The sequence below is a fragment of the Dyadobacter sp. SRI_021 genome, from assembly GCF_057586235.1.
Map to the genome: position 1 here is coordinate 64,903 of NZ_JBYCZM010000006.1, position 17,611 is coordinate 82,513.

9 protein-coding genes are annotated in these 17,611 nt (G+C 51.8%); 6 read left to right on the forward strand and 3 right to left on the reverse strand.

What is annotated here, in order from left to right:
- Positions 1 to 241: 241 nt before the first annotated feature.
- A complete protein-coding gene (locus tag AC2YIT_RS19320; RefSeq protein WP_487280227.1) occupies positions 242 to 4,204 on the reverse strand; it encodes a hybrid sensor histidine kinase/response regulator transcription factor in 3,963 nt (1,320 codons plus the stop codon).
- 230 nt (positions 4,205 to 4,434) lie between these two features.
- Between AC2YIT_RS19320 and AC2YIT_RS19325 the strand changes: the two genes are divergently transcribed.
- The 3 genes from AC2YIT_RS19325 to AC2YIT_RS19335 all read left to right on the forward strand — a co-directional run bounded on the left by AC2YIT_RS19325 (position 4,435) and on the right by AC2YIT_RS19335 (position 11,661).
- Positions 4,435 to 7,452, forward strand: a complete 3,018-nt coding sequence (locus AC2YIT_RS19325) for a SusC/RagA family TonB-linked outer membrane protein (protein WP_487280228.1) — start codon at positions 4,435 to 4,437, stop codon at positions 7,450 to 7,452.
- Between the two features lie 14 nt (positions 7,453 to 7,466).
- The gene (locus AC2YIT_RS19330; RefSeq protein ID WP_487280229.1) at positions 7,467 to 9,194 is read left to right on the forward strand and encodes a RagB/SusD family nutrient uptake outer membrane protein; all 1,728 of its coding nucleotides are present in this window, start codon (positions 7,467 to 7,469) and stop codon (positions 9,192 to 9,194) included.
- A gap of 562 nt (positions 9,195 to 9,756) precedes the next feature.
- Entirely contained in the window at positions 9,757 to 11,661 is a 1,905-nt protein-coding gene (locus AC2YIT_RS19335; protein WP_487280230.1) for an ATP-binding protein, read from the forward strand.
- A 41-nt stretch (positions 11,662 to 11,702) separates the two neighbouring features.
- Here the strand turns inward: AC2YIT_RS19335 and AC2YIT_RS19340 are convergent, their stop codons facing one another.
- The gene (locus AC2YIT_RS19340) at positions 11,703 to 11,969 is read right to left on the reverse strand and encodes a hypothetical protein (protein ID WP_487280231.1); all 267 of its coding nucleotides are present in this window, start codon (positions 11,967 to 11,969) and stop codon (positions 11,703 to 11,705) included.
- Positions 11,970 to 12,105: 136 nt separating this feature from the next.
- Here AC2YIT_RS19340 and AC2YIT_RS19345 point away from each other — a divergent pair, with 136 nt between their 5' ends.
- From AC2YIT_RS19345 to AC2YIT_RS19355, 3 genes are all read left to right on the forward strand, one after another.
- Positions 12,106 to 13,575 (forward strand): hypothetical protein, encoded by a 1,470-nt coding sequence (locus AC2YIT_RS19345; RefSeq protein WP_430849759.1) that lies wholly within the window; start codon positions 12,106 to 12,108, stop codon positions 13,573 to 13,575.
- A 77-nt stretch (positions 13,576 to 13,652) separates the two neighbouring features.
- Positions 13,653 to 15,488, forward strand: coding sequence for a cytochrome-c peroxidase (locus tag AC2YIT_RS19350; RefSeq protein ID WP_487280232.1), 1,836 nt, complete (start codon positions 13,653 to 13,655; stop codon positions 15,486 to 15,488).
- Positions 15,489 to 15,573: 85 nt separating this feature from the next.
- On the forward strand, positions 15,574 to 16,383 hold the full coding sequence (locus AC2YIT_RS19355) for an alpha/beta fold hydrolase (RefSeq protein WP_487280233.1): 810 nt from the start codon (positions 15,574 to 15,576) through the stop codon (positions 16,381 to 16,383).
- Here AC2YIT_RS19355 and AC2YIT_RS19360 read toward each other — a convergent pair.
- A complete protein-coding gene (locus AC2YIT_RS19360; protein WP_487280234.1) occupies positions 16,373 to 17,611 on the reverse strand; it encodes an RNA polymerase sigma factor in 1,239 nt (412 codons plus the stop codon). The two genes, AC2YIT_RS19355 and AC2YIT_RS19360, sit on opposite strands and share 11 nt — an antisense overlap.

Consider the following 17,611-nt stretch of genomic DNA (forward strand, 5'->3'; position numbering starts at 1 on the left):
ATGGGATCCGGAAGTGTCTGGAGCCCCACTGTCAATGATTGTTATCGTAGACAAAAACCAACGGTAGCATTCATTTTTAATAAAAACCATGGCAATACTTCCTCGTCCGTCGTCCTCGGTCTTAAATGAGGGACGATTCGTTGTCACGATGTCAAAGCGCTCGAACCTATGGACCACACTCGATTTTGTCAACCCAAACCGGGAAATGATATTGCCGGTAAATCTTTCACTCATTCAAAACTTACAACGCATTCACATAGCCGGAAGGACTTACGCCGAATTGTTTCTGGAAATCGCGTGAGAAGTTGGTCGGTACGCTGTACCCCACCATGTCCGCCACCTCGTTGATCTTGTAATTCTTCTCCGCCAGCAGCTCAGCTGCTTTTTTGAGGCGCGAAAGATTGATCAGTTCGTTGGGCGTCATGTCGGAAATCCCCTTGATCTTCCGGTAGAGCGTAGGGCGGCTCATATTCATTTTGGAAGAAAGCATATCCACGTCCAGGTCGCTGTCGGCGATGTGGGCTGTGATAATGGCATTGAGCTGTTCAAGGAAATCCTTGTCCGCGCGCGAGAATGCAATACCCTTAATGTGCGTAAGCGGCGAGCGGGCGAAGTAGTCCTTGATAATGTCGCGGTTTTGCAACAGGTTACTGATTTGCGCCGACAAATGATCGAGCGAGAACGGTTTTTCGATATAGGCATCCGCACCCACTTCCAGTCCTTCGATTTTCGAGCTGATCGAGTTTTTGGCGGTTAACAGGATAATCGGAATGTGGCTGAAACGGACGTCGTTTTTCATTTCGCGGCATAATGCAATGCCGTCCATCACAGGCATCATAATGTCGCTGATCACCAGGTGGATATTTTCTTCCTGCAAGAGATCAATAGCCTGCCGCCCGTCGGCGGCCCTGAAAATGTTGTATTCCAGCGCCAGTTCACGACCCAGATACCCCAGGATTTCGGTATTGTCCTCTACCAGCAACACATTCGGTTTGTTGGGGTTCGCTTGCCCGGTTGTCTGAGCGTTTTCGACCTCCGCAGGCCCTTCGGTGTCCTTGTTCAAATCCAGTTCATAATCCTGGTGAATGGGGATCGAAAGCAGGAAAGTGTTCTGGTCGAGCTCGGAGCGTTTCAGTTCGAGCGTTCCCTTGTGCAGTTCTGCGAGGGAGCGCGCGAGCGGGAGGCCGATGCCCGTTCCTTGTTCCTTGCTGTTGCCCTGGGCGCGGTAGAACGGTTCAAAAATGCGGTCGCGGTCGTCATAGCCGATTAATGGGCCATCGTTAGTGAACTCGATGTGAAATAGCAGGTCGTCGCTGTTGAACGGCGAAAGCTTCACTTTGACGCTGCTTTCAGCATATTTGATGGCATTATTCAAGAGATTACTCGTGATCTTCTTACAAGCCTCTTCGTCCACAAACGCCTGCAAGGTAATGCGCGGCAGTTCGAGCTTGTATTGCAGCTGCTTTTGCTCGGCGGCCGGACGGAACGTGGAGAAAACGTCGCTCAGCAGGTCGTTAATGTCGGTTTTGGTAAAATTAAGGCTATAATTATTGGCCTCGGCCTTGCGGAAGTCGAGGAGCTGGTTGGTCAGATCAATCAGTCGGGAGGTGTTTTTATCAATCATATTCAAGCTCTCAATCATTTCGGGATCCGATTTCCTGCTCGCCAGCAGCTTGTCGAGCGGCATTTTGATCAGTGTCAGCGGCGTGCGTATCTCATGCGCCACATTGGTGAAAAAGTCGATCTTGGCATTATAAATCTCCCGCTCTTTCCCCATTTCGATCGTCTCGATCTGTCGCCGGCTTTTCTCATGGAGGGCGAGAAAATAGTAACGGAAAATCACCACAATAATACTCACTACCACCGCTACATAAAACAGCCAGGCCCAGCCGGTGGCCCAAACAGGCGGCAGAATGGTGATGCGCAGCCTGGTTTCGCGGTTGTTCCAAAGACCGTCGTTGTTGGCCCCGCGGATTTTTAAGGTATAATCGCCCGGCGGCAGTTTCGCAAAATGGATGCGCCGGTTACCATGGAACGGCACCCATTCTTTGGCCAGGCCTTCGAGCTGGTACTGGTAGGAGTTCTGTTCGGGAATGACATAACTCAGCACCGCCACATCGAAACTCAGGCTGGAACTCTGGTAAGGCAGGGTAAGCTCGTCGGCGTACATGATCGACTGTTTCAACGGCGCGTCCTCCTGCCTGATATCGACATCACGGTTATTGACCTGCAACCGGGTAATATAAACTGGCGGTACAAACGCATTCCGCAGCAATTCGGAGGGCTTGAAGCCCACCATACCCGCCACAGTGCCGAAATACAGCGTGCCGTCCGTGTCCTTGTACGAGGAGTTGTAGTTAAACTGGTCGGTAGGAAGGCCGTTGCCCATGTGGAAGTTGGTGAAACGGTCGGTGCGGCCGTCGAGTTTCGCGAGCCCGCGCGACGTGGTGATCCAGAAATTACCCGCATTGTCTTCCAGGATACGGAAAACCTGGTTATCGGGTAGGCCGTCGGTCTTGCGGTAGTTCCGGAATTGGCCCGTTTGAGGATTATAGCGTGAAAGGCCGTGCTCGGTGCAGAGCCAGATGCTCTTGTCGGAGCTTTGGTAAATGCTGTTGACGTAATTGTCGGGCAGGCCGCCGGGGCGGTTGGTACTATATTCTAAATGCCCCTTTTTCTGTGTTTTCGGATTGAAATACCGGACTCCGCCGCCGTAGCTTGCCGCCCAGATTGTCCCCTCATCGTCCTCGTGAATACTCTGGACTTGCCCATTGAAGAACGGCAGCCGTGTGAAATCGTCGGTGTCACGGTTGTATTGGCAAAGGCCCCCCCACGTGCCGACAAGAATATCGCCGGAGCGGGTTTTATAGATGGTTACAATAAAATTGCTGCTCAGCGATCTGGGGCTGGATGTCAGGTTATAATGCCGGACGACCCGCTCAGTGCGCAAGTCCATCACATCGAGGCCGTGCTCGTAGGTGCCTATCCAAAGCTCGTCGCCGTCGACGACCATTCCGTGCAGGTTGCGATAAGAAATACTTCCCGACCGGCCGTCGGACAGGAATGCTTTAAAATGGCCTGTCCGGGTGTCGAGGCGGTTGAGACCCGCATCCTCGGTACCGATCCACAAATAGCCGTTTTTGTCCCTGGTAATCTCGTGTACAATGCTGCCGCTGATGCTGTTACCGGGTTTCGGGAAAAACTTGCGGAAGTTGTTGAACTGGGTCGAGTAGTAATTGATGCCGCCAAACTGCGTCGTAATCCATATCCCTCCCTCGCGGTCGCGCAGGATGGAGTTGACGATATTGTCGGTAATGGAGTAGCGGTTGAATTGCTCACGCACAATGTGCTGTGAGCGGCCCGAGATCAGGTCCAGAATGTAAAGCCCCGATTCGGAGCCCAGCCAGAACTCGCGGTCGTTTTTCTGAAAAATGGTGTGCACTTGAACGTCTCCCTCCGGCAAATGGGCGGCTGTGAGGTTACGGACCTGTTTTTTGGCAAAATTTAGCAGCAGCACCTTCTTCATCGTCCCGATCAGCAGTGCCGTATCGCCCACTGCGTGCACGGTAGTGGAACCGTAAATGTCTTTGACACCCGACATCTCTCCCAGGTCGAACACCTCGAAACGGCCGGTATCCTGCTGGTAATGCCGCACCACGCCATTGTTGCACGCCACCCACACCTCCCCGGCGGGCGATACATGCAGCGAAACCGGCTGGTCGTTGCCGAGGCTGATGCGCGCCACGCGACCCGTTCGGACATGATAGCGGTATAATGTGCGGTCGGAGATGATCCAGATGTTGCCATTGCGGTCGCCGCGGATTTCGAGCACTTCGCCGGCAGGGATCAGTTTGAACGGATCGAAGCGGTCGGCGACGGGATCGTATCGGTACACGCCCCGGTGCGTGCCTACCCACAGTTTCTCGGAGGTATCTTCGTATAATGCAAAAATGGAATTGCTGCCGATGCTCAGCGAATCGCCGGCAATACTCTGGAAAACCCGGAAATTATGGCCGTCGAAGCGGTTGAGGCCGTTGCGGCTCGCAAACCACATAAAGCCTTTTTTATCCTGCACCATCTTGCCTACGGCATTCCCCGAAAGGCCGTCGGAAACCTGGTAATTCCTGAAATAGAACGGGATATCCTGCGCAATAGCCTGTGTGGCAACAGAGAGGAAAAGCAGGATGGAAACAAGTATTCTCACCAATTTAAGCTACATAAAAAAACACGACCCGACACAACCATTATGTAAAGATATCCACTAAAATCTTAGTTAAATCATAAAAACCAGGGGTGAGACATTTTGATTCAAAATTGAGACAAAACGATCATCCCGTTATCTGGTAAACCCTGAACTTCGCAGCAGTCTTAATTAATCCAATATTATAGTTAAAAAGTAACAACGCTGCGGAGCCTTTCACCTAACTATCCTTCATGAAAAAGAAATTATACAAATCTACCGGCCAGGGCAGACGCCTGTTGCCGGTCGGGCATTCCCTGGCACGGGCAGCTGCCTGGCTGGGCTGTCTGCTGCTGATACTTTCGGCCTGGCAAGCCAGCGCGCAAAATGCCGTGCAAATTTCGGGTAAAATTTTGGATTCCAGGGACGTGTTGCCAGGGGTAGCGATTCTTGAAAAAGGAACCAATAACGGGACCGTCTCGGAGCCCGATGGAACATTTAAGCTGCAAGTGAGTAATGCCAATGCCACGCTGGTGATTTCCAATGTGGGCTATGTAACCCAGGAAATACCCCTGGCCGGCAAAACTTACCTGGAAGTTAATCTGGCGGAAGACCAGAAAACCCTGAACGAAGTGGTCGTGATCGGCTACGGCTCATTGAATAAAAAAGAGGTTTCCAGCGCCATTACGCACCTTTCGGGCAAGGACCTGCTTCGGGTGGGTGGTAACAATCCGCTGATGGCCATCCAGGGCAAAGTAGCAGGACTTTCGGTGACCAACACGGCTGCCGCCGATCCAAACTCTTCGCCCAACATTCAGTTGCGCGGGGCATCGTCGCGCAGCGCGGGCCTTGGGCCACTATTTGTGATTAACGGTGTGCCGGGCGGTAATATCGACAACATTAACCAGAATGAGATCGAGTCGATCGACGTCCTGAAAGGTGGAGCCGCGTCGGCCATTTACGGTACGCGGGGCAGCAACGGGGTGATCGTGATCACAACCAAAAAGGGCTCGGAAACCTCGCGTATATTTTATGACGGTTACACGACATTCGATTGGGCCACCAACCAGCTGGAAGTGCTTTCGAAAGACGATTTCCTCGCACACAAGCGCGGGGTCGACTTCGGCGGTAACACCAACTGGATGAACGAGGTGAAGCGCAATCCGTCCTTTTCGCATAAGCATACGCTCCAATTTTCGGGAGGTAACGGCAAAACCAACTATTTCACTTCCCTCGATTACCGCGATGCGAACGGTCTTGACTTGCGTTCGAGCAAGCGGGAATATGGCGGAAGGATCAATATCAACCACAAGACGGCCAATAACCTCGTCGAACTGGCATTTACCGCTGCGCCGCGCTATACTAAAAACAGCGATGCCGATTACAGCGGTTTTAATTACGCACTGACCCTGAACCCGACGCTCTCTGTGCGCGACTCAGCCGGCAAGTATGCCTATCTGACATCCGGATTTTTTGCCAACAACCCGGTTGAAGTCGCGAAGGGCGTCAAATCGGACCGGGAGTACAAGCTCCTGGATATGAATGGGTCAGCGAAGATCAATATCCTCGAAAACCTGAATACGGTGGTGACGATCGGTGAAGTGAACTCTTCGATGCGAAGGTATTTATTTACGCCTTCGACGCTGACGACCGTTATCAATGGCAGCAAACGCAATACAGGCGAGCAGATTTTGGAGGAAAACGACCAGAAAAGCTTCGAGTGGATCGGTAACTATTACCTGGACCTGAACAAGCATTCCGTGAAACTGCTCGGAGGATACTCGTTTCAGTATTTCACATCGTCGGGTTTCAATGCGAAAAACGAGAATTTTCCTTCCAATGTATTGACCTATAATAATCTGGGCAGCGGTTTGTGGAACTTGCAGCAGGGGATCAACAATGTGGGCTCTTACAAAAACACTTCTAAACTGATCGCGTTCTTCGGTCGTTTGAACTACGATTTCGACCAGAAATATTACCTGTCGGCCAGCTTGCGCCGCGAGGGTTCCTCAAAATTCGGTTTTTCCAACAAATGGGGCTACTTCCCGGCAGCTTCCGTGGCCTGGCGTGCGACCCAGGAGAGTTTCCTGAAAGACATTCCCTGGCTGAACGAGCTGAAAGTGCGTGCGGATTACGGCGAGACGGGTAACCAGGATTTCGGTAATTATCTTTCGCTTGATACCTACGGCGGCTATGGGTATTACCTATACAATGGCATCAACTACCAGGTGTGGGGCCCGAGCCAGAACACCAACTACGATTTGCGGTGGGAAAAGGCGGCTAACTTCAATGCCGGTCTGGATTTTGAGCTTTTCGGCAGCAAGATTTCCGGTAGCCTGAACTATTATATCCGTACCAACCGCGATTTGTTAGGTAATTACAATGTATCCAACCCGCCGAACATTCAGGGACAGACTTTTGCGAACGTGGGTACCATGCGTAACACCGGCATAGAGTTGCAATTGAATGCCTCGGTACTTCATAAAGGTGATTTCTCTTACGATCTGGGTTTCACAGGCGCTTATAACAACAACAAGTTCGTTTCATTTTCCAATGCGCTTTTCAAAGGGCAGAAATATGTGGATGTAGTTGGCATGCCGGCTCCGGGTAGCCCGGGTACATTGCAGCGCTTGCAGGAAGATACCCGCATCGGCAGCTTCTATGCGCTCAAATCGGCCGGAGTGAACGAGCAGGGCGCATTGCTGGTGTACAACAAAAAGGGGGAAGTAATACCGGGTAACCAGGCGACGAATGACGACAAGCAGTTTGTTGGAAACGGGCTGCCGAAGTTTACAATGGGTCTTTCCAACAGTTTCAAATACAAAAAATGGGACCTGAGCGTGTTCCTGCGCGGTGCGTTCGGCTATAAGTTGTTCAATACCTATGCATTTTACCTGGGAACGCCTGCGACACAGGAGAATGCCAATGTGCTGAAATCAGCTTATGACGGCAGCAAGTACTCGAAACTGACAAGCCCTTCGACCTATTCGACGCTGTCGGATTACTTCCTGGAACCAGGCGGTTTCCTGAAAGTGGATAACGTGACGCTAAGCTATACCCAACCGGTTCAGACGAAATTCCTGCAATCGGTGCGCATTTACGCGACTACCCGTAACCTGGCGACTTTCACGAAGTTCACCGGCGGCGATCCCGACCTGATCAACGTGAACGGCCTGTACCCTGGTGTGAATAAAAACCCGGATAACAACGGTACGCTCGATTACTACCCGTCGACCACCCAATTGTTGCTGGGCGTTCAGCTTACCTTCTAACATTTTGAAATACAATGAAAAGCATTAATATATTGAAAAGCACATCCAGAATCGGTGCTGGCATGCTGTTACTGGCTACGGTGGGCTGTACAAATTTGGACGAGGAACTTTACGACAGGATCACCTCCGATAACTTCCTTCAAACGCGTGAAGACGTGACCCGCGACTTCCTGCGTGCATTCGAACACAGCTATTGGAGCATCCAGGGTGGTAACACGTTTATGTTGCAGGAAAACAGCTCCGATGAGATTATGACTCCCAACCGTCAGGGCGACTGGTTCGACGGCGGGCAGTTCCAGCGCGTGCATTATCATACCTGGACGCCTAATGACGGCTTCACGGCAGATCCGTGGAATGCATTGTACGGCGGCGTGACCCTGGCGACCAACTCCCTGGAAGATTTGCAGGGAATCAAAGACCCTTCCAAATTCGACATGACCCAGGCGGAGCTCGATGGCATGATCGCCGAGTTGCGCACGCTCCGCGCGTGGTTGAACATTCGCCTGCTCGATTTCTATCGGAACATCGTGATCGTGACGAAGGTGAAAGGCGAAACCACCGGCGGACCGCAGGTGACTCCCCAGGAGGCATTCGCATTCATCGAGCAGGAGCTGAAAGAGTCGCTGCCGAAACTGCCGACCGTACAAAGTCTTGGAGCGAATGCGGTAGGTCGCTGGACACAGGGCGGGGCGGTATCTTTGCTGGTGCGGCTGTATCTCAATTCGAAAGTGTACACGGGTACCGACCGTTTTGCCGACTGCGCGAAGCTCTGCCAGGAAATGATCGACGGTAAATATGGTACTTATGCCCTCGAATCGCGCTGGGACGCACCATTCGATTATAACAATGCGACTTCCAAAGAAACGGTATTCGGTTTTCCGGGTAGTTTCGGGCTTACGCATTGGCAATATGATGGCGGAATGTATTTCTGGATGCTGCCCAACCTAGCGCCGAGTTATTTCGGATTCACTGATTTTGGAAATGCCAATCCTAAATATGCCATGCAGCCCGGCCTCGACGTCGATGGAAAGGAATATCCGCATGCATTGGGCAAGCCATTCGTGAAGTTCCAGAAGTACCCGGATGATGTTCGCTTGAAAAAGTACAAAAACCTGGGCAACAGCAAGCGCGAGGGAATGTTCCTGCATGGCTACCTGACCTATACCAATTCGGCCGGCAAGCCCGACACCGTCCGCGGTTTCAAAGGACCATACGCATTGTATTTTCGTGACCAGGTAGGAAAGTTCCTCGATGCGAAACCGGGCACTCCGATCGCCGACAAGACGTCGAACATGAACAATGCGGATAACAACTCGGGTATTTTTCCGGTAAAATATCCGTTCTATCCGAGCGACGATGCAAACAAGATTTCGTCGGCCTATGCAGAGATCCGTTTCGCAGAAATCTACTATTCACTGGCAGAATGTAAATACCGGGCAGGTGACAAAGCAGGTGCCGCCGCATTGCTGAATGCTGTCCGCAAACGCAACTATCCGGCTGGTTCACCAAGCTTATACAAAGCCGATGGCAGCCAACTTACCGACCAGGAAATGCTTGATGAATGGGGTCGCGAATTCCTCGTAGAAGGCCGTCGCCGCACGGATATGATCCGCTGGGGCGTGTTCAACAAAGGTACCTGGTGGGACAAAACCCCGGACACGGACAACCACACCGAAATTTTCCCGATCGGACAAACGGTACTGAACTCGTCGCCACAACTCAAACAAAATCCCGGCTATTAATCAATCGATTGGTGATTAATTCGCGCTTGATATCCAATCGATTCCCGTCGACTTAAGTCGACGGCTAGAAATTATACGATTGAATTTTAATCAATTCCCGTCGATTTGAATCGACGGATAAGAATAGACGATCAGAAATTTTAATCAATTCCCGTCGACTTGAGTCGACGGATAAGAAAGACGATCAGAAATATGAATCAATTCCCGTCGATTTGAATCGACGGATAAGAATAGACGATCAGAAATATGAATCAATTCCCGTCGATTTGAATCGACGGATAAGAATAGACGATCAGAAATATGAATCAATTCCCGTCGATTTGAATCGACGTCTATGAATAGACGATCAGAAATATGAATCAATTCCCATCGATTTGAATCGACGGATAAGATTGATGATCAGATACTAACTAAAACCGATGACAGAACACCGTTATAAGGGGCGACAGGGCTAATCCTGCGCCCCGAACGGTGGATGCGCCTCCCAAGGGCGCATTTTTTATTTTTCTTGGATTTAAATCGAAACTTTGTAATATTTATTCGGAGTGATTCAGGACCTATTATGACGCTTACTTGTTACATCAGAGGGATTTTTATTTGCTTGATGGTGTTCCTGGAACCGCTGCATTCCGCCTGGGCACAGGTTAGCAAGATTCGCGAGCTGCAAATGAGCCTTCCCGCTATTCGCGATAGTTCTGGTTACGTCGATGTCGTCAACCGGATTTCCCTGCTTTTCTACGAACAAAATGCGGACAGTACGCTCCACTATGCATTGAAAGCAAGGCAAATAGCATATCGGAACGATTACAAAAGAGGACGGGCGGATGCCACCAATAACCTGGGGGTGGTATTCGATATCAAGGGGAACATCCCGCTTGCTTTGCGCTATTATAATGATGCGTATAATCAGTATGTTGCCCTGCACGATTCATCGAACATCGTGCAGACGCTTATGAATATCGGTTCGGTATACAATATCAGCGGGCGGCATGATAAGGCGCAGGCCAACTATAACCGTGCAATGGCGCTCGGCGACCGCATTGAGCACGATTCCATCACGGCGTTGGTGATTTACAACTACATGCTGCTGTACCCACAGAAATTCAGCAGTACACGCCGGCGGGCGCTCATAGACCGGGCGTACAGGATCGCTGAAAAGTACCGCGATGTCCGGCTCGAACTGGCAATCGACCAACTGAGGGCTTCGGAGCTCATCGATACCGGCCAGCGTGAAAAAGGGCTGGCATTTTTAGAAGAGACTCTCAACAAGGCCCTGGCATTGGAGCTGAACTACCTCAGTATGGACCTTTTGCTCGATCTCGGCGACCATTACATAACGGAAGACCGAACCCGGGCCGTTCAGTTTTATAACCAGGCACTCGAACTGGCAGAGCAGAAAAATTACCGCATGTACGCGCGTGATGCGTGCAAGCGGCTGTACGACTACTATGCGGGCAGGAAAGAGAATGCCCAGGCATTTGTTTACAGTCAGAAACTATTGAAGCTGTTCGAAGAGCAGGCCGAGATCGACCGGGTTTCGGGGATAGATTACATTGAATATGCTGTCAAAGACCAGCAGTTGGCCTCGGCGGAGATGAAATCCAGATACAATGCGCAAATGCTCACGCTGGCCGTGGCGGTGTGTGTGCTAACATTACTTAGTATTGTCGTGCTCTGGCGGAACTGGAAGCTGAGCAAAAAGACCAATCGCGTGCTGACTATGCAGTTCCGGCAACTGGAATCGACCACCGACGCTTTGGAGCAAAGCAATCAGAACTACGCGCGGCTGATCAAGATCCTGGCGCACGACCTGCGCAACCCGATAGGGGGCATCAATGCATTGTGCTCGCTGCTGCAAGATGAGGGGACGACAGCTGAGGAGGCACAACAATATGTAGCGCTGATCCGTGAGTCGAGCACCACTTGCCTGCACATGATCAGCGATTTACTTCAAACGGATTTTGATTTCAAGGAAACCGAGTTGCATAAAAAGCCGGTCGACTTGCCGGTTTTTCTGGATCACGCAGTGACCTTGCTGACATTCCGCGCAGCCGAAAAGAATCAGCGGCTCATTCTCGACGGCCCATCTCAGGCAGTCGTGAATGCCGACCCGGACAAGCTGCTGCGGGTTTTGAATAATCTCATTGTGAATGCTATTAAATTTAGTCCGGAGGGTGAGACGATCCGGGTCAAAGTGGTGCAGTCGGGTGAGGGCATTACGATTTCCGTGGAGGATCACGGGTTGGGCATCCCCAAAGAGGCCATTCCCAACCTTTTCGACCCCTTCACCGCTTCCAGGCGCCCTGGTACGGCCGGGGAGCAGGCTTTTGGTTTGGGTTTGTATATCTCCAAACAGATCGTGGAGGCGCACGGCGGCAAGCTTTGGTTCAAAACCGAGGAGGGGAGTGGCACTACCTTCTACATTTTCCTGCCCGGAGAGAATGTCGATTCACTCTCTTCGGCGTGATCGAAACTTGTTCAGGCGTTGTGTGATATTATCAGGGATCTCTACCTTGGGCTGTGTATCTTATCGTCGTACCGTTTTTTCAAGGTAGCAAGGGATTTATGGTAGCCTGCTTTGTCAAAGAATGCTTCGGGGCGGTACGGGTCTGTCGGCTTGTGTTTCTCGTGGAGGGAAAACTGGCTAGCATGGGATGATAGCCAGATATCGAACTGCTCGTTTTTCATAGCGGCCAGTGTCTTGGCGTAATCCTTGCCCACTTCGGGATATCCAGGCATGCCGGAGAGCTTTGTTTCATCCAGGATACTCGGCATATTGGCGATCAGCACTTTAGTCGTCAGCTCCGCCCGTCATACCTTTTTAACAAACTGATAATAAATGCATAAACTCCGCAAAAAGTGAATGGTTGTTCTTTGTGCTACTATTTCACTTAATCAGTTTATGTTCACCATGAAGCCTTTATTTACTTATTCCGCATTGGCCGGTCTGCTTGCGCTCGGTGCCTGCCAGGACCACCGTGATCCCAACAGCCCGGAAATTACCCTGCAAAACCGCTCGGTAACGCCCGTGCTCGCCAAGTTGCTTCCGGGCGCTACTTCCGGACGCGTTGCGGCAAGCAATGTGAAGCTTTTCTCACTCCTGAGCAGCGACGACCAGCTCGAACAATCGCCAGCCTACGTTTTCGGTGGATCGGCCGATGGTGCGGGCCTTTTCCAGAACCCGGATGGCAATTACACGATCCTGGTGAATAATGAAGACAACTTCTCTGTTTCCCGCATCACGCTCGACAAAGGTTTCAAACCTGTAAAAGGGGAGTATGTGCTGAATTCCGACGGTGGAACGTGGCGTTTGTGCTCGGCCACTTTGGTAACACCTGTCGAGCATGGCTTCGGTCCTGTTTTCCTGACCTCGGGTGAAAGCGGCCAGGAGTCACGCACGCACGCGCTCAACGTGGATGCAAACGTAAGCCAGGCGAATATCTCCCGCGAAGTGGCCGGGCTTGGTCGTTGGAGCGCCGAAAACGCTGTCCCGCTTCCGAAGACTGCCTATCCGGGCAAAACCGTGATCGTGATCGGTGACGACGATTCGGATGTGAACGGCGGCCAGGTGGCGATGTATTTGTCGAACACCGTGGGCGATCTCGATAACGGTTCGCTTTACATGCTGAAACGCGCTGACAACAATCAGAGAGAAATGGATATGAAGCCGGGCTCAACTTATGATGTGGAGTTTGTGAAAATCGATAACCACAAAACTTTGACCGGTGCGCAGATCAACGGAAAAGTGAATGAACTGAAAGCCATCAAATTCGGCCGTGTGGAAGACGTGGATTACCGCAAGGGTGGAGCTGCGCAAGGCCGCGAAGTAATTTTTGCCGTAACCGGCCAGGAAGATAAAGGTGTGAATGCGGACTATTCACGCTCGAAATACGGCCGCATTTATCGCGTGACACTCGACGTGAACGACCCGCTCAAAGGTAAGCTGGAAGTATTGCTCGACGGCGACGACCGCAACGGCATTGCCAAGACGTTCCAGAACCCGGATAACGTTTGCGCGACTTTCGACTACGTGTATATCATGGAAGACCCGAACGGTTACGGCGATGAAAAACACGATGGGTACGTATACCAATTCAATCTCAATACGAAACAATTGACCCCTGTTCTTGAAATCGATCACCGTCGCACGGAGGCTGATGCGGCTAAATACAACGTGGGAGGTCCTTCTGCATTCGGTTCGTGGGAAAGTAGCGGGATGATCGACGTATCGGATGTTACCGGCCGTCCGAACACATTCATGCTCGGCATTCAGGCGCACACATGGCGCGGTGATAAATATAAAGGCGTTGACGGCGGCTCGATCCGTAAATCGGAGAACCAGGCCAGCCAGCTGATCCTCATTGAAGGTCTGCCTCGTTAATTACATAGTTTTCAGACTCCTGGCCGGAATTTTCGGGTCAGGAGTTTTCCTTTTGAATTGATACCCACTCCTGCAACATGCTGAAATTCGAGCGTAACCCCAATTCATTTATTTACCGCCACAGGAGGCTGCTCTTTTCGATAGCCCTGATCATCGTCATCCCGCTGATCGTATGCCTGATCTGGTGGCTGATGGGCCCGATGTCGAAACAAACGCCCGCGAAAGAAGTGAAGAAGGCTTTCATGCAAAATATCACGGACCTTGACAGCGCGGTAAGCCGCTTGCAGGCCGATATCCGTGCAAAGGAGCCGGCCGCCATTCAGAAATCCTTCAAATGCGCCCGTATTGCCTACAAGCGCGTCGAGTTCATCTCAGCCTATTACAGTCCCGAAACGACCCGCGCCCTCAACGGACCCAATATCCCCGAAGTGGACGACGACCTGCGCGTGAATGAGCCGCAGGGTTTTCAGGTTTTGGAAGAAATGGTGTTTCCTGAAGTCGCTGAGGGTGCTTACCCCGACATGCTCCATACCGCCGACGTCATCCGTGCGAATGTAAACCGGCTTCGGAAGATCTCGGAAACCAATGACCTTACCGACAGCCATATATTAGACGCTATGCGCCTGGAAGTTTTCCGGGTTGTGTCGATGGGCATTACCGGCTTCGATTCGCCCGTTGCCTTCCATTCGCTACCCGAAGTAGCCTCAGCGCTTGAAAGTGTGCGGGAGCAACTGGTACATTACACTGCGGACACTAAGAACAAGGCATTGCGGGGGCAGCTCGATAGTACCATTCATGCGGCCATCAGCTATGTCCGCAAGTCGCCGGATTTCAATGCATTCGACAGACTGGTTTTTATCCGGGAATATGCCAACCCGCTCAGCGGCCGGTTGCTCGATGCACAGAAGGCGCTGGGTATCCCGGTTTTTAATGAAAAAAGACTGCTATCCCCATCCGCGCGTACGCTCACGGATTCGGGGGTGTTCAATGCCAATTACTTCATCAACTTCGAGGAACAGGCCATGACTGCCCAACGCATTGCATTAGGCAAAATGCTGTTTTTCAGTCCCGTATTATCCAGTAGCTCGGGCCGCACTTGCGCTACCTGCCATCAGCCCGATAAAGCTTTTACCGATGGCGAACCCAGGAGTTTTGCGGTCGGTTTCAACGGCTCGCGGATTAGCCGCAATGCGCCTACTTTACTGAATGCCTCCTTCCAGGCGGCACAGTTCGCCGACTCCCGCGTGACTTTCCTCGAAGACCAGGCGAGCGACGTTATCCGCAATCCGGATGAAATGCATGGTTCGCTACCCGACGCCGCGGCGGCTTTGCGCAAGCAGAACCAGCCGCGCAAGCTCTTCGAAGAAGCTTATACCGACGGTGTAACGGAAAGTAATCTTAAAAACGCGATCGCCAGCTACATCCGCTCGTTGTCGTCGCTCGATTCGCCACTCGATCGCCACTTCCGCGGTTCCAAAAGCACATTGACCGCCGAGGAAAAAGCCGGGTTTAACCTCTTTATGGGGAAAGCCAAATGTGCTACCTGCCATTTCTTCCCGCTTTTCAATGGAACTGTGCCGCCCGCTTACCTCGAAACGGAGAGTGAGGTACTCGGCACGCCTGCCACCGCAGAAGGCAAAAACGTCGATCCCGACGTTGGCAAATATGTCCTTACCAAGCGTGAACCACATCGTTACGCTTTCAAAACGCCTACCGTCCGGCATGTAGCGCTCACCGCACCTTACATGCATAATGGCGTTTTCAGGACATTGGAAGAAGTGGTGGATTTCTATGATCGGGGCGGGGGGAACGGGTTGGGCTTTAATCTCGAAAACCAGACATTGCCGTTTGATAAACTCAATTTAACGGATGCCGAGAAGAAAGCGCTGGTCGCGTTTATGAAGATTTTGTAAAATGCAAATCCATTACTGACAATAGGTTGTCATTCTGGCCTGGTTTATTTGAAGTAAATTAATATTCACTTCAAACAACAACCCTATGAACACGATCATCAGCAATGGGACCCCAATTAGTTACAATGTGTACGGCAGCGGCCCCGCGACGCTGCTTTTCGTCCACGGCTCGTTCATCGACCAGAGCTACTGGAAAGAACAGGTATCCTTTTTCAAAGAGAAATACCAAGTGGTGACGATGGACCTGGCCGGTCACGGCGGGTCGGGAACGAACCGGGAGGAATGGACGCTCCAAAGCATGGCCGACGACGTGATTAATCTCATCAAAGCGTTGAATCTCGAAGAGGTGATCCTGGTCGGGCATTCACTCGGTGCGAACCTGAGCCTGATGGCAGCGGCCGCTTACCCAGGGCCGATTATCGGTTTTATCGCCGTCGACAATTTTAAAAATCTCGCCACGCCGCTTCCCGCGGAATACGACAGCCAGGTTGAAGCGATTATTGAAAGTTCCAAAACTGCCTATGCCGACACCAATGAGCAATATGCCCGGATGGTGCTCGTCACTCCCGAAACTCCCTTATGGATTACCGAAAAAGTTGTGACCGCGTTTCGCGATTCCTATAAGCCGATGGGTCAGCAGACTTTACCGCAATTTTTTATGATGGACCGGATCGAGCGGGCGGCCTTGCCGTTGCTGAAACCCAAAATGAACCTGATCAACGTCAACTACATGCCTACCAATGTGGAGGCTTTGGAAAAAAATGCGGTGAACGGCTATACATTAATCGAAATTGCCGGTACCTGCCATTACCCGATGCTCGAATCACCGAAAGCTCTGAATGAGGCTTTAGACGAGGTGATCGACAGTGTACTGGAAGCGAAGATCACGGCGTAACGCCCGTCAGCCGGGCGTATTCGCCTTCGAGCGTGCGTATTTCGGCGGGTGACTTGGAAAGATCGATTGCCCGGCGATAATGTACCGCGGCCTGTTTCGCGGAAATGGGGGCATAGAGGTAGCCGAGCAAGGAATGGTAGTAAGTGTTGTTTTCCAACCCGAGCTTTTGCGCCTCTTCTAACCCGGCCTGGTGGCCATATACTTTGGCATATGCAAATGTCCGGTTAAGCGCCGTCGCAGCTGAGTATTCGAGAACGACGAGCTGGTTGTACAAATGCAGGATATGCTCCCATTTCTGTGTCCCTGGCGGGGTGGTGTGCCAATAGGCGATGCCGGCCTCGATGTGGTATTTGGAAACCGCATTGCCCGAGCATGCATTGACGAGGTAGTAATGGCCGCGGTCGATCAGCTCTTTGTCCCACATACGCTCGTCTTGTGCCTCGAATAGGATGGTATGGCCGTGATCGTTCAGCCGTGCTTCGAACCTGGAACTTTGATAGCACATCAGCGCCAGCAAGGCTTCTACCTGGCGCGAGTTGGTGAGCGGGTTTTCGGCGAGCATGTGCGTAAGGCGCATGGCCTCCGCGCATAGGTCTCTGCGTATGAGAATGTTGCCCGATTTGGAAAAATAGCCCTCATTGAACAACAGGTAGAGGGTACGCAGCACTACATCGAGCCGCGCCTGTACTTCGGCGGGCAGCAGCGGGCCTGTCTGGAACCGGTCGTTCCGCAGGTTGGCCCGTGCCCGCAGGAGGCGCTTCTTGATGGTCTCGGGCTTGGAAAGGAACGCGTCGGCGATTTCGGCAATGCTGAAACCGCAGAGGATTTGCAATGCGAGGCTGATCTGGCTTTCGGGCGAATTGGCCGGGTTACAAACCGCGAATATCATGGCAAGCTGACTATCGGCGATCGTTTCGGCCGTAAAGTCGAATGTGGGTTCCGATTGGTCCGCGCCGCGCAGGAGAGCAGGGAAGACCTGCGTTTCAAACACCCGGGTATGTTTGAGATAATCCTTTGTTTTGTTTTTGGCAACCGTGTATAGCCAGGCGGTCGGGTTTTCGGGTGTGCCTTGCAGTGGCCAGGTTTCGCTGGCTTTCAGGAAAGTTTCGCTGACGATATCTTCCGCGATTTCAATGTGTTTTAATCCAAAATGACGGCACAGTACGGCCGTCATTTTGGTATATTCTCTTCTGAAAAGGCCGGACAATATTTCAGGGTTTTCAGCCAT

Coding starts and splice junctions, on each gene's coding strand:
- AC2YIT_RS19350 (WP_487280232.1), top strand. CDS start 13,653: ATGCTGAAATTCGAGCGTAACCCCAATTCATTTATTTACCGCCACAGG.
- AC2YIT_RS19360 (WP_487280234.1), bottom strand. CDS start 17,611: ATGGCTGAAAACCCTGAAATATTGTCCGGCCTTTTCAGAAGAGAATAT.
- AC2YIT_RS19335 (WP_487280230.1), top strand. CDS start 9,757: ATGACGCTTACTTGTTACATCAGAGGGATTTTTATTTGCTTGATGGTG.
- AC2YIT_RS19340 (WP_487280231.1), bottom strand. CDS start 11,969: ATGCCGAGTATCCTGGATGAAACAAAGCTCTCCGGCATGCCTGGATAT.
- AC2YIT_RS19355 (WP_487280233.1), top strand. CDS start 15,574: ATGAACACGATCATCAGCAATGGGACCCCAATTAGTTACAATGTGTAC.
- AC2YIT_RS19330 (WP_487280229.1), top strand. CDS start 7,467: ATGAAAAGCATTAATATATTGAAAAGCACATCCAGAATCGGTGCTGGC.
- AC2YIT_RS19325 (WP_487280228.1), top strand. CDS start 4,435: ATGAAAAAGAAATTATACAAATCTACCGGCCAGGGCAGACGCCTGTTG.
- AC2YIT_RS19345 (WP_430849759.1), top strand. CDS start 12,106: ATGAAGCCTTTATTTACTTATTCCGCATTGGCCGGTCTGCTTGCGCTC.